Genomic DNA, 22,111 nt, shown 5'->3' with positions numbered 1-22,111 from the left:
GAATTATTGAGCGGTTGTGTGAATGAGTGATTGAGCGGAATGTCAATTCATAATGCGACAGCAAATCACTCAATCGCTCAATCACTCATTCACTCTTTAGTGACCTTACCGGGTTGGTGAGGGCGGCTTTGATGGATTGGAAAGAGACCGTGATGAAGGCAATCAGGATGGCGGCCAGGGCAGCTACGGCAAACACCCACCACTCAATCGTGATTTTATAGGCGTAATCCTGCAACCACTGGTTCATGGCGTACCATGCAATCGGTGAAGCAATGACAATACCGGTAATGACCAGCTTCAGGAAGTCTTTCGACAAGAGCAGGACGATGCTGCTCACCGAGGCTCCCAGTACTTTCCGGACGCCGACTTCCTTGGTACGCTGGGCCATCACCATGACCGCAATCGCAAACAGACCCATACACGACAGCAGAATCGCCAGCACGGCGGCGCTGATAAACAGCTGCGACAGGCGCTTTTCGTTCTGGTACTGCCGGTTGGTGTTTTCGTCGAGGAAACTGCCCTGAAACTCGCCTTTGGGCGAAATTTCTTTCCAGATGCGTTCCAGCATGGCCATGGTTGCCGGTACGTGGTCGGGCGCTACTTTGACCAGAATGTAGAACAGCGGCGTTTTCGGGTCCAGAATCAGGGAATTGGGCTGGATCGTGCGTTTCAGGCTTTCGTGGTGGTAGTTTTTGACCACACCAATGACGCGCATCGGCTGACCGGGATTGACGTTCAGCAGCGTGCCGACCGGATTTTTCTCGTTCAGCTGCTTCGCCATTTCTTCGTTGATGATGATGCTTTCGACGGAGTCGGTAGCAAACTGCGGTGAAAAGTCGCGGCCGGCAATCAGTTTGATATCCAGCGTTTTCAGATAGTCGTAATCAACGATCTGCCAGTGTGTTTTTACCTCGCGGTTTTTGTGCTCAAAGCCCACAATGGATGTAAAGGTGGAGCCATCGCGGCCACGACCGAAGTTTTTATAGGCTCCCGTTACACTCAGGACATTCGGCTCCTGCGCCACCCGGTCGCGGAAGAGTTTCAGAGCCTGACGACCGTTGACCCCGCCATTGACCGGAATACTGATGACCTGGTCTTCGTTGAAGCCCAGCGGCATGTTTTGCAGGAAGGTCATCTGTTGCCAGGCAACCAGCGTACAAATCATCAGCAGGGTAGCAATGCCGAACTGAACAATCAGGAGCACATTCCGCAGTGAGCCCGCCCTCCCGATCGACAGTGAACCTTTCAGGACTTTCACCGTACTGAAACGAGTGATAAACCAGGCCGGATAGCCCCCGGCAATGAGGGTAATGAACAGAAAACCCAGCAACAGGCTAACCAGAATCACCGGCTGTTTCAGGTACTCGATGGAGGTAGCGCTTTTGAAAATGCTTTTCAGCTCCGGCAGCAGCGACCAGGCTAGTATACTGCCGATTGACAGGGCAATCAGGCACAGAATCAGCGCTTCGCCCCAGAACTGGATAATCAGCTGGCTTTTGATAGCGCCCAGCGCCTTACGCATGCCCACCTCACGGGCGCGGCTAAGCGAACGCGCCGTCGACAGGTTGACGAAGTTGATACAAGCGATTAAGACAATAAAGCCCGCCACGATCAGCAGCAGGTACGGATACGATTTTTTGATCGCCATGACACTACCGCCACCAAGGTCTGTAGCGAAGTGCATTTCCTCATAGGGCAGCAGACGCAGGCTGAGCAGGTCGCCTTTTTCGTCGGGCTGACCACCGTCGCGTTTCAGGTTTTTGACGTTACCGGCATAATATTTTTTGACAAAGCCACGGAGCTGTTCTTCGACCGAAGCTTGCGTCACGGAAGGAATTAACTGTAGATAGGTGCTGTGATAGCGGTTATCCCATGTGTCTTTGTTTCGGTGGTAATCGGCTTCGGCCTCAAAACGGGCCAGTGCATCGAACCGGATACTGGAGTTTTCCGGCGTATCGGCAACCACGGCTGACACCACAAACGGCACCCAGCGCTCCTGCTGCTTCATCTGAACCGTTTTTCCGACCGGATTTTCCGCTCCGAAGATGGCTTTGGCCGTAGTTCCGGTCAGAACAAGGCTGCTCAGGTTCCGGAGCGCACCGGCACCTTTCTGCCCGTTCAGTACCGGAAAGCTGAACATGTTCAGAAAACCGGCATCAACAAACTGAACATTTTCGACGACTTCCTTATTGTTGTACCGAATGTAGTTGTCACCGCCGACAACGCGGGAAACCCGCGCGATTTGCTGCGGAAACTCCTTCCGCAGGGCCGGTTCCAGCGGAGCCGGCATGGTTTCCGATTTGTCTTTGGCACCGATCTGCTGATAGATCATGAACAACTGCTTCCCGTTTTCGTGGAATTTGTCGAACGAAAGCTCATGGTAGGCTGTGAGAAACAGCAGCAGGCAACTGGCAAAAGCAACCGACATACCCAGTACATTGATGAGGGCATAGGTTTTGTTTTTCCAGAGATTCCGGACCGCGATCTTGAGATAGTTCTTCAGCATGACTCGTTTGTTTACTGTTCTGGCAGGGTAGCTGTCTAAAACGTCGAAAGTAAACAGCTATAGCGTTAAATGTAAACCAAACGGTATACCAAAAAATATAAGTGTCTGATTGTGAGTGTTTTTTATTTGGCTTGGGCGTGGCCGGTTGTCCGTAAACGGACGACGTTCGTTCATTTGCGGACAACCGGAAGGAGGAATTCAGGAGGTACGAATTACGATGGGCATAGTTTTTAAATCGTAAGTCGTACCTCGTAAATTCCTTTACCACCGGCTGTAGGTCCGGGCCCAGTCGCGGAGTAACTGCTCGGCCTCAGGGCCAAACTGACCGGGCCGGAGCCGCCAGTTCCAGTTGCCTGAGGCTGAGGCCGGTGTGTTCATGCGGGCTGTTTCGTCGAGGCCCAGCACATCCTGGACCGGTAAAATGGCGGTGCGGGCCACGGAGGCATACACCATCCGGCCCAGCGCCAGATGCACAGTCTCTTCGGTGGCCTCGACGCCGAGATAGGTAGCAAACCGTTTCAGGTGGTGTGCGGTGGCATCTTTCCGGAACCAGCCACGGGTGGTGTTATTGTCGTGGGTACCCGTATAGGCAATGGCGTTGGGAATGTAATGGTGCGGAATGTTGACGCTCTCGGTCATGTCGGCACCGAAGGCAAACTGCACCACCCGCATGCCCGGCATGCCGAACGCATCCCGTAGCTGATACACCCCCTCGTTGATATCGCCCAGATCTTCGGCTACAAACGGCAGGTCGCCCAGCTCCTGCTGGATGACCAGAAAGAAATCGGCGCCCGGTCCCTGCTTCCACTGGCCGTTTTTCGCCGTTTTTGACTCAGCCGGCACCTCCCAGTAATCGGCAAAAGCGCGGAAATGATCGAGCCGCAGCAGATCATACAGCTCCATATTTTTCCGGATCCGGTCGACCCACCAGCCATACCGGTGATTTTTCAGAACATCCCACCGGAACACCGGCATGCCCCAGAGTTGCCCGTCGGCATTAAAATAATCGGGCGGCACACCCGCCACGCCGGTCATCGCACCCGTCTCGTCGAGGCTGAAGAATTCCCGGTTGGCCCAGACATCGACCGAATCGTAGCTGACATAAAACGGTAAATCACCAAACAACTGAATGCCCCGGTGACGGCAGTAGGTCCGCAGCCGTTGCCATTGCTGCATAAACACAAACTGGAGCCATTTTACTTTCTGAATCATATCCGCCTGTTGCTCCGCAAAGGTAGCCAGGGCAGCGGCATCACGGAGTTTATAAGGCTCCGGCCACAATGACCAGGGTTTATCGTCGAACCGGCTGGTCAGGGAGGTGTAGAGCGCATAGTCGTGCAGCCACGAGGCCTCCTGCTCACAAAAGGCCTCAAACTCCCGTTGCCGGTGTCCGGAACGGCTGTTGAGGAAGGTGCGGTAGGCTTTCTCAAACAAATGCCCTTTGCGCTTTCCGGCCTCCGTAAAATCAACGCGGTCGCTGACCGGCGGCTGCCAGGCTTTCAGGTCGTCGGGGTCAAGCAACCCTTCTTCGGCCAGCAACTCGGGGCTGATCAGCAGCGGGCTGCCGGCCATGCTGGAGGTTGAGCTGTAGGGCGAATGGCCCTGCCCGGCCTCTACCGGGTTGAGGGGCAGAATCTGCCAGTAGGCCTGATGGCTCCGGTTCAGGGCGTCGGCAAACCGATAGGCTTCCGGCCCGAAATCACCGATGCCAAAGGCTGATGGCAACGAAGTAATGTGCATCAGAATACCGGCTTTGCGCTCTTTGGGCGTGTAGGGCAGGTGCAGCAGGGCGATTGGTAAGCTATCGAAAACAGACTGAACTGCAATGCCGTCCGCCGTATTACCCGTAGCCTGATGAAGCTGGCTGACCCAGTAGGCGGGAGCTTCGTCGGGTAGCAGGATGCGGGTATCCTTCCAGTCGAGGGCATCGATCGGGGCTTTCTGGACTTCTGACAACTGCGCCAACCCGAGCGGTACGGCCACCACCACCCAGGTATGCTTGTGGCGCCGGGCAAAGGCAATGACCTGGTCTTTATACGAACCCGTTACCTGGAGCGGCAGGTACTGACCGTGAGCAAATAAATCGGGTAACTGCTGCCGCTCCTGCATCAGCTGCCGGATCAGCCATTGCTTGATGCGGGCGTCGTACCGGCATGCCCATAAATGTTCACAACCGTCAGACAGGCCGGACGTGTTCAGTTCGGTGAGGTCTTTGCTACGGGCTTCGTAGTCTACGGGCCGCCGGTTGTCGGGGTCGACCAGGCTAAGGTCCCAGCCTTCGCAGCCCTGATAAACGTCGGGTGTGCCGGGACAGGTGAATTTGAGCAGTACCTGTGCCAGCGAAATGGCCATGCCGAAATCGGCTACCTGACGGCGGAACTGATCAAAATGTTTCCAGAACGGGCGGTCTTTATCCAGCAGTCCGGTCGCAAAATCTTTTGCCGCCTGTTCGTAGGCTTCATTCGGTTCGCTCCATGATGAATGCCGTTTGGCTTCGCGCAAGGCTTTTTCGAGGTATTCCTCCATCCGGCCCGCAAAATCTGACGCATCCTGCTCCGGCATCGGGTAGGCCCCGATCAGCGTCTGGTAAATAAAGTATTCGTCGTTGGCATCGGGGGCATGGGTCAGCGAGGGATCATCCGGCGACTGCCAGGCTGTTTTCAGGTCTTCGTTGAGCGACTGCCACTGTGTTACCGCTTCGATCCAGGTCTCGGTCAGGTCGGTCAGGACATTCAGGCGGCTGCGTACGTCTTCGCCCCGTTTGGTATCGTGGGTAGATGTAGCGTTGAGCGCAAGCGGCCAGTTGGTCTGCCGGTCGGCCATCAGCCGGTGAAATTCGGGTACGGTCAGGCCAAAGAAGGTCGGTGAGTCACCGACTTCATCATGGCCGATGAAGCGGTTGTAGGTATACATCAGCGTATCTTCCATGCCCTTGGCCATCAGCGGGCCGGTAAACTGCATGCAGCGTTGATAGAAGCGGACTGCCCGGCTGTTATAGTCCGCATCATTCAGGAGCGGTAGTTGGAGCAGGGCTTTTTCGAGCAGCGCAACGGCGGGCTCCAGTTCGGGGCTGTGCCGGCGGACGCGCGCGAAGATGTCGGCTACGGCCGCTGTCTCTGGTTTGTCGAGCGGGAAATGATGGCCGTAGTAGCGGTAAACCGGGCATTCGATCAGAAACTGACCAATGGCCTGCCGGAGCATATCGGCCGGAACAGCAGTCAGTTCCTCCTGCGGAATCAGGGCAAGTTCACCGAAAAAAGCAGTCAGGTTGTCGAGTTCGCCGCCCATGTGTTCGAACAGAATGTACGCTTTCTTTTCGTTGAGGGCCTGATAAATTTTTATTTTTTCACCCAGCAGCTGCTGGTAAAAGCGGGTAAAGCTTGCTTCGCTTTTGGTACGGGTAAAGAGGTTATTCACCATCGACAGATAACCGTAGCCGGTTGTCCCCTGAACGGGCCAGCAGGAAGGCAGCTTTTCATCGGGTTCGAGGATTTTTTCGACAACGATATAGGTCTCATCCCCTGCCAGCTCCCGGAGGTTATCCAGGTAGAGGGTCGGGTCGGAGAGTCCGTCGATATGATCGACGCGCAGGCCCTGGAAAACGCCTTCGTCAACAAGCTGCTTAATCAGCGTATGAGTGGCGTCGAAGACCGGTTTATGCTGGATATTGAGGCAAATGAGACCATTGACGGTAAAAAAACGCCGGTAATTGATCTGATAGTCCGTTTCCTGATGGAAACAGAGCCGGTATATCTGCTCATGGGCAATGGTACTGATTTGCTCCGGCTGGTCGTTGAGGTGGTGCAGACACGCTTCGATGTATACCCGCGTGGCGCCGTCGTTGTGCAGGGCTGTCAGCTGGAGTTTTATTTCCTCAAAACCGGCGCGCCAGGCGGTTGCCTCCTTTACCTGCTGCAACTGATGGATTTGTTCGAGCAGCAGCCGGATGGCATCGCTGGCCTGTTCCGGACAGGCATGCAGGATCGTTGCATAAGACCGCAGGTGCAGCGGCCAGGCCGACTTGTGATAAACCAGTTCGAAGCGATCATGCTGGTAAGCAATCGTGAGTTCACCGTTTTCAATCACTTCGTCAAGCGGTGCGCCCAGAAACGGAACCATCAGCCGGCCGTGATAGACCGGGCTGTTCCAGGTCAGGTCAAAAAAAGACGCATAGGCCGATTGCTGCCCTTTTTCGAGGACATCCATCAGCCACGCATTCGTGGTGTCGAAGGCCATGTGGTTCGGGACAATGTCCTGAATCCAGCCCATGTTCAGCTCGTTCAACCGCTTACTGATTGCTCTGAGCTGCTCCAGCGTGCCGATTTCGGGGTTGATCTGCTGCGGATCAACGACATCATACCCGTGGCTACTGCCGGGAGTAGCCGCAAAAACCGGGGAGGCATAAATGGTTTTAACCCCGAGCTGATGCAGATAAGGTATGATTTGTTCAAAATCGGTGAATGTAAAGTCTTTATGGAATTGAATCCGGTACGTTGAGATTGGATTATACATGGTTCTGATAAATCAATAGTGATTGGGGTTGTAAATCCACTACCGCAGGGGCAGTCAGGGTATCAGGGGCAGCCGCCGGCCCCATCCAGTCAGGGGCGGCCGAATCAACTAGTTTGTGCCATGTCGCTGCTGGTTCGGCCAGGCTGACCGTCTGAGTTTTCATGGAAAAATTCATCAGGCAGCGTACATGCTGACCACTGTGCCAGCGATGCAGCTGAATGGTGTTAGCCACCTCATTGACCGCAATATGAAGCTGCCAGCGATTGGTTGACCGCAGGGCAGGGTGTTCTTTCCGGAGCCTGATCAGTTGCCGGTAATACCGGAGCATGGTGCGGTGAGGCTCTTCGGCCAGCAAGTCCCATTGTAGTTTCGACCGCGTAAAGGTTTCTTCTGCCACCGGGTCGGGGAAGTCGTCATGGCCGTGAAAATCAGCAAATTCCTTTTTGCGGCCTTCGCGCACTTTTGCGGCCAGATCAGCATCGGTATGACTGACGAAGTAAAGAAACGGGTTGGATTCGGCCCACTCTTCACCCATGAACAGCAGGGGTAAAAACGGACTTACCAGCACGGCTCCCGCCAGCAATTTCGCCATTTCGAAGCCAAACAGGTGTGCCGACCGTTCGCCCAGCATCTGGTTGCCTACCTGATCGTGATTTTGTGAAAACACCACAAACTGCTGCCCCGGATTCCGTTCGGCGCGGCGGCCGAAGGCTTTCTGCCGGTGAGGAGAATACTGGCCTTCATACACATACGCATCCTGATAAGACTTAGCCAGGTGCGTAAGTCCTTCAAAATCGGCATAATACCCTTTTCGTTCGCCGCCAGCCGTTACGCGCAGCGAATGATGAAACTCATCAATCCACTGGGCATCCATCCCATAGCCGTTTACCGATGGCTGATCGATCAGCAGCGGATCATTGAGGTCCGATTCTACGATCAGGTAGTGGCGGTTGCCGGTCTGCTCCATCAGCCGGTCAACATGGTACCGGATATCGCGCAGAATATGCACCGGACTTAGATCCTTGATCGCATGGACAGCGTCGAGTCGCAGGGCGTCGATGTGAAAGTCGCGGAACCACATGAGCACATTGTCAATCACATACTGCCGTACGCCATCTGAACCGGCATCGTCGAAGTTAATGGCATCTCCCCAGGGGGTGCAGTGCTTGCTGGTGAAATACGGCCCGAAATCGGTCAGGTAATTGCCCTCCGGCCCGATGTGATTGTAGACGACATCGAGCACCACGGCGAGTCCTTTCCGGTGGCAGGTATCCACCAGTTGCTGCAGGGCCCGGACGCCGCCATATTCGTGCTGAACAGCAAACGGGAAAACGCCGTCATAACCCCAGTTGCGGGCTCCGGGAAACTGGGCCACCGGCATAATCTCGATAGCCGTAATGCCGAGCGTTTTCAGGTAATCGAGCCGCTGTTCGATGCCCTGAAACGTGCCTTCCGGTGAAAAGGTACCGGTATGCAGTTCGTAAAAAATATAATCGCTGAGGTCGATGTTGTTCCAGGTCTGGTCTGTCCAGCCGAAATCGCGGAGGCTGAGCGCCATCGACGGGCCATGAGGGCCGCCGGGCTGGGCGAGCGATGCCGGATCGGGCCGGGCCAGTTGCTCGTTCAGGATAAACTGATAGAGATCACCTGGCCGCAGCACATCTGTTGTGCCGGTCCAGTAGCCATATTTGTTTTTTGACAGCTCAACAGGTGTGTTTTTATCGCAGACAGAAACGGTAACCTTTTCTGTCAATGGAGCCCATAAGCAGATATGTGCCAGTTGGTTATCCGGGAAATTAACGCCAATGGTTCTTTTCTGTATATCTATACCGTTTGTCATAACGTTGCTTGATGCCATCGTTAAACAAACCCGCGCCGCCGTGCATGGTTTTTGATTTTTATTCTGGATACCAGATAAGTGAGCCGTAAACGGTATTGATTCTTAGGAATGTACCGATTGTTTCCTGGTTAGTTTATACAAAAAGCCCGGCATAGGCCGGGCTTTCGTACTGCGTTATGGCAGGTAGATCAGGTAATAATACGGCTACGTAAAGATAGATAGCCGCAGGCAGGTTGTCTGCGGCCAGTCTACCGTTTCATCATAGGTTTGGTAAATACAAGGCGGAGCAATGTTCGTCCGGAGACAAAGCACCGCTCCGGAGGGTTAATTGAGTATCGGGCTAAGATTTTTATAGACTGTTGTGAGGGCTTCCGGCGTCACGAGTGGTGTGGCTCCCCGCTGCGTGGCCACGTAGGCACCGACCGCACAGGCATGGTGCAGGATCTGCTCGGGAGCTTCTCCGGCCAGGTACATGCTCAGGAAGGCGGCCAGAAACGAATCACCGCTGCCGATAGTGTCTTCAACCGATACCCTGAAACCGGGGTGTTCGGTAAAGCCGTCGGGCGTTAGCAGGATCGCGCCCCGTTCGCCGCGCGTAACGCAGATCGTTTTTATGTTAAAGGTTGTTTTGATAAACTCCATGCACTGAAGCTCAGTCATAGGCTCGCTGGTGTACCAGCTACAGACTTCGGCCAGTTCATGGTGGTTAAGTTTCACAATATCAGCGTGTTTTAATAAGAAGTCAATCTCCGCCGGTGTGTAAAAAGGGGCACGGAGATTGACATCGAACACCTTTAGCGCTGCCTGTGAAAGTAAAGTCTGTAAGGTCTGGCGGCTGGTTTCACTGCGGGCAACGAGGCTGCCATAGACCAGAATGGATGATGTATAGAAATCGGTTAACGTATTGTCGTACTGAATGAAGTCCCAGGCGACCGGCTGCACCAGTGTGTAAACCACCTCATTACGGTCAGTAACGTTGGCCAGGGCAACACCGGTCGGGTGGGTATGGGTCACCTGCACATAAGCGGTCGGCAGGCTCTTGTCGCGCAGAAACGCCAGTAATTCCAGCCCCGGTTCGTCGGATCCGACACGGCTGATGAGGTGCGCATCCATCCCGAAGTTGCGTAAGTGTACGGCAACGTTCATGGGGGCGCCGCCGGCCTGTTTACCGGTTGGCAACACATCCCAAAGTACTTCTCCGAAGCAAATAATGGACTGTGACATGGATATAGGGGTTAATGGACGACAAAGGTTCGTTCGATCTGCTCTAAGCTGGTTCCTTTGGTTTCGGGCATGATGCGCCAGCAGAAAAGCAGCTGTAGTACCATCATCACACAGAAGAACAGAAACGTAGCAAACCCACCTGCCTGCTCGGCGAAATACGGGAACAGGAAGGTGATGAGTGCGGCCATAAACCAGTGCGTAAAGCTGCCTAATGCCTGCCCGCTGGCGCGTACCTCGTTCGGGAAAATCTCGGAAATAAATACCCAGATAACTGCGCCCTGCGAGAAAGCAAAAAAGGCAATGTAGATAAAGAGTAAGATTGGAACGGACAACCCATTGAAGGATTCAAGATAAAACGCCCGCGACACGAGCCCCAGGGTGATAATCAGGCCGAAGGAGCCGATAATCATCAGGGTGCGGCGGCCGAAACGATCGATCAGATTGAGGGAGATCAACGTAAAGGTTAAATTGATTACCCCGATGCCAACCGATGAGAGCAGGGCCGAGCTTTTGCCCAGACCTGTCATTTCAAAAATGCGGGGCGCGTAGTAGATAATGGCGTTGATGCCTGATACCTGGTTGAAAACCGCAAACAGCACCGCCAGCATAACGGGTGTTTTGTAACGCGACGAAAACAGCCGGACACTTTGCGGCGGGTTGCCTTCTGCCGGATGGGCACTCAGTTGAAGCGTCAGCAAAATCTGCCCGAACGATTCAGGGTCGATCATTCGGAGTACCTCACGGGCTTCGTCGACCAGTCCCTTTTTCAGCAGCAGCCAGCGCGGGCTTTCCGGAATATTCTGTACCGTAATCAGGAAAAGCAGCGACGGCAGGGCCTGGACTCCCAGCATCCAGCGCCATGCCTGATTGCCGATGTCCTGCAACAGGAAGTTCGACAGGTAGGCAATCAATATACCCAGCACCACATTGAACTGGAAAAGGGCTACCAGCCGGCCGCGTGATTGTGCCGGAGAAATTTCGGTAATATACATCGGTGCTGCCACCGACGATGCCCCCACACCCAGACCACCCATGAAGCGGAAGAACAGAAACAGGTACCAGTTGCTCACCAGGGCCGATCCCAGCGATGACACCAGATACAGAATGGCAATCCAGAACAACGTCTTTTTGCGGCCCATCTGCTCGGCCGGAATGCCGCCCAGCATCGAACCGATTACCGTACCGATCAGGGCAATGGATACCGTCAGGCCATGTTCCAGCGTGGTGAGATTCCAGAGCGCCTGAAGCGATTGCTCCGCGCCGGAGATCACGGCTGTATCAAAACCAAACAGAAATCCGCCCAGGGCTGCGGTAACTGACCAAAAGAAAATACGATGTTTTCGTGCCATAACTGTTTCTTCAGTAACGCATTGAATGGGTCAAAGCTACGAAAGGCAAACTATGGTCACTTTTGATTTTCGTTCGGAATACTTTAAAAAGTATCAAAATGATAATTTTCTGATATACAGCTTATTGGGTCTGTTTACGGCCGCGCAGATTTTGCCGATGTTACACACTGTTTTGCCATTGATTCACCGGGCTTCTGAAGTCAACCTGTCTTATTGCCCGCGTTCAATAAAGCGCACGACCATGTTGCGCACTTCCTCTTTCAGTTCCGGGCTGCCGATATCACTCAGATCACCGTGTTTGACGCGGGTCATGCGGATAATTTTAATGCCTGTTTTCTTTTGTTCTGCCGGAGTAGGTAATACACCTTTGTCGGCTTCGAACTCGTCGGCACGGATGGTCAGAATGGCAGGTTTACTCACGCGGGGGACCGGCATCCGGCGATGGTCGAGGGTAATGGCTTTGGCTACCTGTCCGGGGTATTGCCGCGCATAAAGCATACTGATGTCGCCACCCATCGAATGCCCGATCAGGATGAGATTCTTCGTATCAAGGCGACCGTATGCCCGGTGCAGTTCCGCAATAACCGCCTGAATATTCTGTACACCGCTTTCCCAGGCCGGCATCCGCAGCGTATACAGATCCCCTTCCGTCGCAATGGGCGGATCACTGGCCAGGTCGTGTTGAATACCGACCACGAAATAACCCATCGTGGCCAGTTTTTCGGCCAGAAACGAGTATACATTGCTGCCGCACTGGTAGCAGGCACTGATAATGACCAGTTGTTTTTTACGGGCCGGTAGCGCGGCCGCATTGTAGAGGGTCACCGGAATCTCCCGTTTGCGGGCAACATCCGTAACCGTCAGCGCCTGTGTCTGTACAGTAACGGGTGTTTTTTGACGGACACAGCCGGTCAGCAACCCGCTCAGGGTGATCATAATCAAAAAGAAACGATTCATCAGTACGTTGGTTTACGATTGACCGGTCGGCGACTTACGGTAGTCGGAGGGTGTCCGGCCGGTTTGTTGTTTAAAAAAGGTGGTAAAGTTGGCCGGCGAACTGAAACCGGTTTCATAGGCCACTTCGGCAACCGTTTTGGTACTTTCGGTCAGGAGTATTTTCGCCTTCCGCAACTTGATTTCGGTGATGTATTCATTGACGTTTTTCTGGAGCAATCCCTGTACTTTCCGGTACAGCTGCACCCGCGAAATACCCATTTCCCGACTAAGCCGTTCTACGCCAAAACCCGGGTCGGCCAGGTTCTGTTCGATCAGCAGGGTAAGTTCGTGCAAAAACTTCTTTTCCTGCCGGTTCTCTGCCTTGGTCAGATAGTCGGTGGTATAGCGTTGCTGCCACTTCTCGCGGTTGGTCAGCGTGGTGCGGATGGTTTCCCGCAAAAAGGTGAGTACAAACGGCTTCGTGATGTATGCATCGGCCCCGGCGCGGGTTCCGGCTATCTGAGCGTCGATCTGTCCCTTGGCCGTCAGCAGGATAACAGGAATGGTTGACGTGCGAAAGTCCTTTTTGATGCGTTGGGTAAAGGTAAGGCCGTCGATGCCCGGCAGCATGATATCGCTGATAATCAGGTCCGGGACGGCGTCAATGGCCCGTTGCCAGCCTTCTTCGGCCGTGCCGGCGGCAATGATATCGAACTCATCGCCGAGCTGGCGGGTCAGGTAGTCGCGTAATTCGTCATTGTCTTCTACGACCAGAATGGTGCTGCTTTTCGCCCTGTTACCGGCGAGAGGCTGGTCAGGGTCAGGCAAAGTTGTCTCTGCCGACGGACTTTTCCGCAAAAGAAATTCCGGTGCCGACGTATCGACAATCGCTGATGCATCGAGGTGGCTGTTTCCCAGCGGCAGCCGGATGGTGAAGGTCGTTCCCTGCCCTTTTGCCGAAACCACACTGATCTCGCCCTGATGCAGGGTAATAAATTCGCGGGAGAGCGCAAGGCCCAGGCCGTTGCCGAGGTTAAACTGGCGGGTGTTGGTGTAAAACAGATCAAAGGCCTTTGCCTGCTCCTCGGTCGTCATGCCTTCGCCGTTATCCTGCACCTGAATCCGGACCGTATTTTCCTTCACATCCAGCAATACATGAATTAACCCACCCCTTGGGGTGTACTTAAAGGCATTCGACAACAGATTGAACAATACCTTATCCAGTTTTTCGTGATCGAACCATAGCATCACTACCGGACTTTCGGCTATAAACTGAAGGTCGATGCGGTGGCGCTCGGCTTTGTGTTTAAAGTCGTTGACAATGTCCTGAATAAAACGGACCACGTTTTGCTCCGACGCCCGCAGTACCAGTTTGCCGCTGTCGGTTTTGCGCAGATCGAGCATCTGATCGACAAGCCGGAGCAGCCGGTGGGCATTTTTCTGCACTAGTGACAGGTTATTTTTCAGCTCCGCCATTCCCACGCTTTTCTTCGACAGCATGTCTTCGGTCGGGGTCAGAATGAGGCTGAGGGGGGTGTTAAATTCGTGGGAGATGTAGGAGTAAAAGCGCAGTTTTTCCTCGGTTGCCAGCCGGGCCTGCTGCGAAACCAGATCAATTTTGTCCCGCTGTTCGCTGATTTCGTCGTTTTGCCGCGCCAGAATCTGGTACGCCCGTTGTTTAGACCGGACCAGATAAAACGCCCAGGCGCCCAGCAGGATCGCCCCGATGAGGCTGGCCAGCATGATCGACAGCGTGTTGCGCTGGGTCAGATAGGTGCGGGTCAGCTCCGCAATACGCTGGCTCTGGCGCTCAATATCCCGCTGTTGGGTCAGCAGTTTGTCGCTCTGGGTTTTCAGGGCCTTTACGTTGCCGGCATCCACCTGCACTGAATTGAGGACATTCTCCCGCTGTACGGATTTGCCCTCCAGAATGCGGATTGCCGTTTCAATGGCTTCTTCGCCGCCCGTCGGATAGAGGAAGGTCGCTTTCAGAATACCGTCACTGACGAGCTGCATGCCGCCCGTTGGTCCGGGCAGGGCGTCAATACCGACAAACGGGAGCCGGTTGGCCAGTCCGTTGCGGCGGCAAACCGCATACATACCGAGCGCCATGACATCGTTGTGGGCAAAGACAATGTCAGCCGACTGGAAGGCGGGCAGTTGCCGTTGGGCCAGCAGGCGGGCCGAGTCCTTTTCCCAGTGGCCGTCGAAGGTAGCGATGGTTTTGATGGCCGGGAATTGCCGCATAACCTCCGTAAACCCCTGATGACGGTCTTGTGCGGGCGATGAGCCGGTGAGGCCGGTGACCTCGATAAGGCGGCCTTTTCCCTTCAGGTAGTTGCCGATAAACCGCGCCGCCAGCCTGCCGATTTCAACGTTATCGCCCCCGATAAACGCATTGTAAGATGCTGAATTGATGCGGCGGTCGATCACAATCACCGGAATACCCTGCCGGAATACATCGTCGATGGCTTTGGTGATGGGTGCACTTTCGTTTGGCGAAACAATCAGTAAATCAATGTTTTGGCGGGCAAGGCTGCGGATCTGAGCAATTTGTTTTTCGGTGCTGTTGTTGGCGTCTTCATAGAGGAGGGAGCAATCGGGGTGGAATGACAAGGCCCGCTTCATGTCAGACAGCATGGTTTGCCGCCATAAATCGCCGCCGGTGCACTGCGAAAAAGCAATGCGGTAGGCCGGACCGGTTTCGTTGGTCGCACAACCTGCCAGTAATCCGGTCATCATGATCCCGACAACACTGATCCACACCGGCATGAGGCCATAGGCGGACTTCTTTCCCTGCCAGATTACACGCGAAACAAAAGGTATAGACATGTAGCGCTCTGCAAAAAAAATAGCCCGCCAGTCTTTTCTTCCTTGGCGGGCCACTAACTGGCAATAAAGCAAACAAAATCCATCCAAAATTACAAATGTACGGGCGACCCCACGTGGTCGCCCACTGCTATATTAATGGTCGCCCACTGCTATATTAATGGTCGCCCATCGCTATATTAATGGTCGCCCATCGCTATATTAATGGGCGACCACTGCTTAAACTAATGGGCGACCACGTGGGGTCGCCCGTACATGGCAGAGGTGATTGCCCGCTGATGGGCAATTATTCCGAGCGCAGCGACCGGACCGGATTCATCCAGGCGGCCTTAAGGCTTTGAAAACTAACGGTCAGGAACGCAATACCGACTGCCAGCAGAGCCGTGAGGGCGAAAACCCACCATTCAACAGACACTTTATAGGCAAAGTCATCAAGCCATTTGTTCATGGCGTACCAGGCCAGCGGTGAAGCAATCAGGATAGCGATCAGAACGAGTTTCAGGAAGTCTTTCGTCAGCAGGAAGATCAGGCCGGGGATGGAGGCCCCCAACACTTTCCGGATTCCGATTTCTTTGGTGCGCTGTGCGGTGGTAAAGGCCGACAGACCGAATAGTCCGAGGCACGCCAATAGAATCGATAAACCGGCAAATACCGTGAAAAGCTGGCCGGTACGGGTTTCGCCGGCGTATAGTTTGTTAAACTCCTGATCCATAAATTGGTACTCAAACGGATAGTTGGGAGCAAGTTTTTTCCAGGTGCCCTCAATCTGCCGGATAGTACCGGTAATGTCGTTTCCGGCCAGTTTGACCAGCATGCTGCCTCCGCCGTATTCGGTAAACAGCACGATCGGTGAAATTTTCTGACGCATCGACGCAAAGTGGAAGTTCGCCACCACCGCCTTGACTTCGCCCTTCCGGTTGCCGCCCATATCGACCCGTTTGCCGATGGCTTCCTGCGGTGTTTTCCAGCCAAAATCCTTAACAGCGGCTTCGTTCAGAATAAACCGGTAGCTGTTCAGCGTATCACCCTTAGGGTCATTGGCACGGATCATGTCCTGTTCGGTCAGGTCTGAACCGGCCACGATCTGCAACCCCGTCGTCTTTACAAAATCTTCGTCGACGGGCAGGCCGGTAATCATGCGGTAGGTGTTTTCGGGCATATCGAACCGGCGCATGCCGTAACCGCCATTGACGAACGTCGGCGATTCATACACGAACGAGACATGCTTTACGCCGCTCAGTTGGGTTAGCTGCTGTTTAACGGCACTGATCTGACCGTTTACCTGCCGGTTGGCCGGCAGAATCAGCACGTGCTCTTTATTGTATCCCAGTTTTTTCTGCTGGATAAACGACAACTGCCGTTTTACCATCACCGTACTGACGATCAGAAACGCTGTAATCGCAAACTGAAACACAATCAGTGACTGACGGAACCGGCTGGCAGAATGACCTTTCAGGTGACCTTTGAGTACCTGCACGGGTTTATAGCGGGTGAGGATCAGCGCCGGGTAGCTGCCGGCAATCAGGCTCACGAGCGTACCTACGGCCAGCACGATCATAATTGTTCGGGGATCCAGCCAGACCGCTGCAGAAAACTGCCGGTCGGTCAGTGAATTAAAGACGGGGAGTAGTAGATAGCTGAGGAGCCCGCCGATGAGCAGCGCCGTAAACGTAACCAGTGACGACTCGCCCATAAACTGACCGAAAAGTTGCCGGGGTAATGCTCCCATGACTTTCCGGACGCCGACCTCCTGTGCCCGTTCGACGGCACGGGCCGAGGCCAGGTTGATGTAGTTGACACAGGCAATGACCAGAATCAACAAGGCAATTGCCCCGAAAATGTAAATGTAGGTAACGTTGCCGGCGGGTTCGAAAACCCCCGATACGGCCGAATGCAGGTGTACCCCGGGCATGGGCTCCAGAAAATACGTCAGGTAATTCTTGCCTGTCATCTCGGTTTCGGCCGATTTTGTGCGCATGTAGGCCGGAATTTTGGCTTCCAGACTCCGGATCGATGCCGGCGTGCGCAGCAACAGGTAAGAGGCATAATTGGCCGACCACCATTGCTCGGTTTTGGCGTCGTCGAGCGAGGTAAAGGAGGCCAGTAAGTCGTACTTGATCTGCGAATTCGGCGGACAATCGGCCACCACCCCGGTAACCATAAAGTCCTTGTCTAAACCAATACGCAGCGTTTGCCCCACCGGGTTCCGGTCGCCGAAGTATTTTCTGGCCGTCGATGCCGACAGCACGAGCTGATTGGGAGCCGCCAGCGCCTTGGCAGGGTCGCCCTTCAGCAAGGGAAAGGAAAAAAGATGGAAGAACGCCGAGTCGGCATACACAAAGCGTTTCTCCCGAAAGCGGATGGATTTATTCGAAACGACCGCCTGGCCAGCCAGCATCCGTACGCCCGATTCGACTTCGGGGAACGACCGGCCAAAGTCGGGAACGACTTTGGTGCCGGTGACACCGTACTGACCAACCTGTCCGTCCATGCTGTATTCCATCGTAACACGGGCAATCCGGTCGGCCTTGGTATGGAAGGTGTCATAGCTGGCTTCCTGCGAAATGTACAGCAGCAGCAACAGACAGGAGGCCAGTCCCACGGCGAGGCCGAAAATCGTAATGAGCGAGAACGTTTTGTGACGCAGCAGATTACGGAAGGCAATGGTCAGGTAGTTCCGGAACATGAGGATGCCTTAAACGTGGAAGTTTTCGGTTACAACTTTTCCGTCGAACAGGTTGACGATGCGGTGGGCAAAACCGGCATCGTATGGCGAGTGCGTTACCATGATAATGGTGGTGCCTTCGTCGTTGAGCTGGTTCAGGAGTTTCATAACTTCTTCGCCGTTGGCCGAATCGAGGTTACCGGTTGGTTCATCGGCCAGAATCAGTTTGGGTTTAGCAACGACCGCACGGGCAATGGCCGTACGCTGCTGCTGACCGCCCGAAAGCTGCTGCGGGAAGTGGTTCCGGCGGTGCATGATGTTCATGCGGGTCAGGGTTTCTTCCACGCGGACTTTCCGTTCGTCGGCCGGAGTCTTCAGGTACAGCAGCGGCAACTCAACGTTTTCGTATACCGTCAGTTCGTCGATCAGGTTAAAGCTCTGGAACACAAACCCGATAGAGCCTTTCCGCAACTGGGCCCGCTGGCGCTCCGACATTTTCGACACTTCGGTGCCGTAGAAGTGGTATTCGCCGCCGCTGGGGTTGTCGAGCAGGCCGAGAATGTTAAGCAGGGTTGATTTACCGCAGCCGGACGGGCCCATGATGGCCACAAACTCGCCGTCCTGTACATCCATTGAAATGCCGTTGAGGGCGGTGGTTTCTACCTCTTCCGTAGCGAAAAGCTTCTGTAGGTTTACTGTTTTGATCATGGTTTCTGGTTCTTTTCTTAATGGACACGATGTGCGTATGTGGTAATCAATTGCTTAAAATTCAAGTACCTCATTGTTGCCGAAGTTCTCGTAGCTGCTGGTGATAACCTGTTCACCGGGCTGCAGCCCTTCCAGTACTTCGTAGAACTCAGGATTTTTACGGCCCAGGGTGATAGTACGTTTCACGGCACGTTTGCCCGAATTATCCAGGACATACACCCAGTTACCACCCGTATCGGAGAAGAAACCACCAACCGGCAACAGGGTCGCCTTAGCGGCCTTGCCCAGCTCCAGCTGCAGCGGCGACGACTGACCCCGCTTGATACCCGCCGGTGTTCCGGAGGCAAAGATCATGTCTACTTCGAAGCGGCCGTTTTTCACTTCCGGATATACGCGGGAGATTTCCAGTTCATGCTTTTTGCCGTTAAACTCAAAGGAACCTTTCAGGCCGACAAAAATGCGGCTGATGTAGTGTTCATCGATACCAACGCGCATTTTGAACCCGTCCATGTCGTCGATCTGACCGATGTTCTGCCCCTGATTGATGTTCGAGCCTACTTCCACGTCCACGCTTGACAGCTGCCCTGAGACCGGTGCCTTTACCACCAGGTTTTCCAGCGTCTGCTGCCACAGCGCTACGTTGCGTTGTGTACGGCCCAGGGTGCCTTCCAGCTGTTTAATCTGGAGATTGGCATTTTCTTCCTGGTATTTCTGTGATTCAACCTCAATTTTGCGCTGCTCAACCAGCCGGTCGTAGGCCCGTTTCGCTTTCAGGTATTCTTCTTCCGACACCACTTTGTCTTTAAACATGCGGAGCTGGCGATCATAGGTATCTTTGGCCTGATCAAGCTGATAATCCAGTTCGGCCAGGGATTTGCGGAGCGCAAAGCGTTCAACCCGTAAACGCTGGCGTGTGTTCTGAAGATCGTTAACCAGTCGGTTGGCTTCCGTTTCTGATTGCAGGAAGTTTAACTTCAGGTTTTGGTTTTCGAGGCGGAGAATGATATCGCCTTTTTTCACCATGCTGCCGCCTTCAACCATTTTCTGGGTTACATAACCGCCGACAATCGCATCGAGCCGGATGGTTTTCAGCGGTTGAACAACGCCTGTTACAGCAATAAAATCTTCAAAAGGCCCCGTAGTGACCGTTGAAACGGTGAGTTTATCGCGTTCGACGTTTAATTTCGAACGGTAATCGGCAAACAGAAAAGTGTACGCCAATAAGCCAGTGATAACGGTGGCTCCAACGGCAATAGCTATGCGTTGGTTGGTCCAGAATCGTTTAGGTAATACGCGGTCCATGTTCTGAAAGATTGAAAGAGATGAAGAGCGGTGGCGCCTTTTACAGCTCTAACGTATAAAATTTCGTTGAACAGTAATAGCCAAGGAACGTGCCAGAATGGTAATGCCTCTGATGGTCAGAATGTTAACCCGAAAGCGTGTTTGGCCCATGTCCGTAATCGGACAAAACCCGTCCAGTGGCGGACAAAAGATAATTGACCCGGAAAATACGCCTGTCAGTGCTGAGATGGACATTTGTGCGGCCGGACATTAATTATCAGCGTGTTGGCTATCCCGCTAGCGTACTGTTCTGGCCATACGCGCTGAAAGTAAGTACCTGCGGAATCATTTTTGCTAACTATCTTTAACGTCGCCAGGCTGTCCCGAATGATAAACCGGACAGATACAGCCTTCTGAACAATAATACATTCCATAGGCCATCCTCCGGCGAGGAGGCGATAGACACAACCACATGAGCAAACTTCTCATCATTGACGACGATCCTGATGTATTGATGGCCGCACGGCTGTTGCTGAAACGCCACTTCGGCCACGTTGATATTGAAAAAAATCCGGAACGCATTCCGTTTCTGATCAATAACGGGCAATATGATGTCATTCTGCTGGATATGAATTTCGAGCGGGACGTGAGCAGCGGCCGCGAGGGCTTCCTCTGGCTCGACCGCATTCTGGACATTGATCCCATGGCGACCGTGATCCTGATTACGGCCTATGGTGACGTGGAAATGGCGGTCCGGGCGATCAAGCTGGGAGCGACCGATTTTGTACTGAAGCCGTGGGAAAATACCAAATTGCTGGCTACTATCGAGTCTGCACTGGCCAAGAGCGCCAAAGCTGCCGAAGCGACGGGCCGGCCCAAGGCAGGAGGTGATACGGCGAAGAAGGGGGCCGTGAAAAGCGCCTCACCCGCCGGAACCGTCCTGATTGGCAGCAGCCCGTCCATGCGTCAGGTCTTCGCAACGATTGATCAGGTTGCCGGCACGGATGCCAACGTACTGATTCTGGGCGAAAACGGAACGGGTAAGGATGTAATTGCCCGTGAAATTCACCGCCGGTCACACCGGTCCGATAAACCGTTTGTCAGCGTTGATATTGGTGCCCTGAGCGAATCGCTGTTTGAAAGTGAGCTGTTCGGCCACGTGAAAGGCGCGTTTACCGATGCCCGCGACGACCGGGCCGGGCGGTTTGAAGAGGCCCATACCGGTACCATCTTTCTGGACGAAATCGGCAACATTTCCCTGCCGCAACAGGCCCGGCTGCTGACGATTCTGCAACAGCGGAACGTAACGCGGGTAGGGTCTAACAAGCCTAAAGCGGTGGATGTGCGGCTAATCTGCGCGACCAACGCCGATGTGTACGGGCGCGTGGCCGACCGGTCGTTCCGGCAGGATTTGCTGTACCGGATCAATACAATCGAATTGCGGTTGCCGCCGTTGCGGGAGCGGGTCGAGGACATTGTGCCGCTGGCCGAGCATTTTATGAAGCAGTACCGGCAGCAGTATAACCGGCGGATTATGGGCCTGAGTCCGGCGCTGGTGCGTCAGATGCAGCAATATGCATGGCCGGGCAACGTGCGGGAGTTGCAGCATGCCGTAGAGCGGGCCGTGATTCTGGCGCAGGGCACTGAGCTGGAACCGGCAAACTTCTCGCTCGTACAGTCGCCGCTGCAACCGACTACGTCAGCCGCCGAGTCGCTGCACATCGAGGATATGGAGAAGCAGATGATTCAGCACGCGATGCAGAAGTACCAGGGCAATATCACGGATGTGTCGCGCGAACTGGGCCTGTCGCGTCAGGCGCTGTACCGGAGGCTGGAGAAGTATGGACTTTAGGGATTTACGAGGTACGAGGTACGATTTACGAGGTTTCTTCAATCGTGTGATTAAGCCTACGTTAGGTATTTACGAGGTACGAGGTACGATTTACGAGGTACGATTTACGAGGTATTGGCAGCAGTGTGGAATCACGTGATGGGTACAGATATGGTAAGTCAGCTAGTTTGAAAGCATGTTCGGTTTTAGGGCTGTAAGTTCTTCGTATGAAACAGTGCGGCTGTTTTCTGCTTTATCAAGCCGGTGTTGTAAATCTGCCGGTGATAACTGAGAGCCTTCTGTCGGATAATCCTGATCATCTACCAGCGCAATGATCTGTTTTTGTGCCAAGCCGTTCAGAAGAGCAATAACCCATTCTTCGTCGGATTCGGCAAGGATACTGAGTGCTACTGTACGCATACCAATAATT

At 54.0% G+C, this 22,111-nt stretch carries 12 protein-coding genes; 1 reads left to right on the top strand and 11 read right to left on the bottom strand.

Annotated features, from left to right (window positions below; all coding sequences use genetic code 11):
* Positions 1-85: 85 nt before the first annotated feature.
* The 10 genes from BLX24_RS25660 to BLX24_RS25615 all read right to left on the bottom strand — a co-directional run bounded on the left by BLX24_RS25660 (position 86) and on the right by BLX24_RS25615 (position 19,871).
* Positions 86-2,506 carry an ABC transporter permease gene (locus BLX24_RS25660; protein ID WP_071506086.1) on the bottom strand — a complete coding sequence of 807 codons (2,421 nt, stop codon included), beginning with the start codon at positions 2,504-2,506 and terminating at the stop codon, positions 86-88.
* Positions 2,507-2,767: 261 nt separating this feature from the next.
* Entirely contained in the window at positions 2,768-7,018 is a 4,251-nt protein-coding gene (gene treY, locus BLX24_RS25655; protein ID WP_071506085.1) for a malto-oligosyltrehalose synthase, read from the bottom strand.
* Complete coding sequence (gene treZ, locus BLX24_RS25650) at positions 7,011-8,858, bottom strand: malto-oligosyltrehalose trehalohydrolase (RefSeq protein WP_071506105.1); 1,848 nt, start codon at positions 8,856-8,858, stop codon at positions 7,011-7,013. The genes treY and treZ overlap by 8 nt, the downstream gene beginning before the upstream one ends.
* Before the next feature lie 324 nt (positions 8,859-9,182).
* Positions 9,183-10,082, bottom strand: coding sequence for a carbohydrate kinase family protein (locus BLX24_RS25645; protein ID WP_071506084.1), 900 nt, complete (start codon positions 10,080-10,082; stop codon positions 9,183-9,185).
* 11 nt (positions 10,083-10,093) lie between these two features.
* Positions 10,094-11,431, bottom strand: coding sequence for a sugar porter family MFS transporter (locus BLX24_RS25640; RefSeq protein ID WP_071506083.1), 1,338 nt, complete (start codon positions 11,429-11,431; stop codon positions 10,094-10,096).
* A 210-nt stretch (positions 11,432-11,641) separates the two neighbouring features.
* A complete protein-coding gene (locus BLX24_RS25635; RefSeq protein WP_083422177.1) occupies positions 11,642-12,388 on the bottom strand; it encodes an alpha/beta fold hydrolase in 747 nt (248 codons plus the stop codon).
* A 12-nt stretch (positions 12,389-12,400) separates the two neighbouring features.
* On the bottom strand, positions 12,401-15,199 hold the full coding sequence (locus BLX24_RS25630) for a hybrid sensor histidine kinase/response regulator transcription factor (RefSeq protein ID WP_071506082.1): 2,799 nt from the start codon (positions 15,197-15,199) through the stop codon (positions 12,401-12,403).
* A 283-nt stretch (positions 15,200-15,482) separates the two neighbouring features.
* On the bottom strand, positions 15,483-17,882 hold the full coding sequence (locus BLX24_RS25625) for an ABC transporter permease (RefSeq protein WP_071506081.1): 2,400 nt from the start codon (positions 17,880-17,882) through the stop codon (positions 15,483-15,485).
* Positions 17,883-17,891: 9 nt separating this feature from the next.
* Positions 17,892-18,569, bottom strand: coding sequence for an ABC transporter ATP-binding protein (locus tag BLX24_RS25620; RefSeq protein WP_071506080.1), 678 nt, complete (start codon positions 18,567-18,569; stop codon positions 17,892-17,894).
* A 54-nt stretch (positions 18,570-18,623) separates the two neighbouring features.
* On the bottom strand, positions 18,624-19,871 hold the full coding sequence (locus BLX24_RS25615; protein ID WP_071506079.1) for an efflux RND transporter periplasmic adaptor subunit: 1,248 nt from the start codon (positions 19,869-19,871) through the stop codon (positions 18,624-18,626).
* A 451-nt stretch (positions 19,872-20,322) separates the two neighbouring features.
* Here BLX24_RS25615 and BLX24_RS25610 point away from each other — a divergent pair, with 451 nt between their 5' ends.
* On the top strand, positions 20,323-21,702 hold the full coding sequence (locus BLX24_RS25610) for a sigma-54-dependent transcriptional regulator (RefSeq protein ID WP_071506078.1): 1,380 nt from the start codon (positions 20,323-20,325) through the stop codon (positions 21,700-21,702).
* A gap of 162 nt (positions 21,703-21,864) precedes the next feature.
* Here BLX24_RS25610 and BLX24_RS25605 read toward each other — a convergent pair whose 3' ends face one another.
* Positions 21,865-22,101 carry a hypothetical protein gene (locus tag BLX24_RS25605; protein ID WP_071506077.1) on the bottom strand — a complete coding sequence of 79 codons (237 nt, stop codon included), beginning with the start codon at positions 22,099-22,101 and terminating at the stop codon, positions 21,865-21,867.
* Positions 22,102-22,111: the final 10 nt, after the last annotated feature.

Source organism: Arsenicibacter rosenii (genome assembly GCF_001870735.1).
GTDB classification, from domain to species: Bacteria; Bacteroidota; Bacteroidia; order Cytophagales; family Spirosomataceae; genus Arsenicibacter; species Arsenicibacter rosenii.
This window is presented reverse-complemented; position numbering and strand designations above follow the sequence as displayed.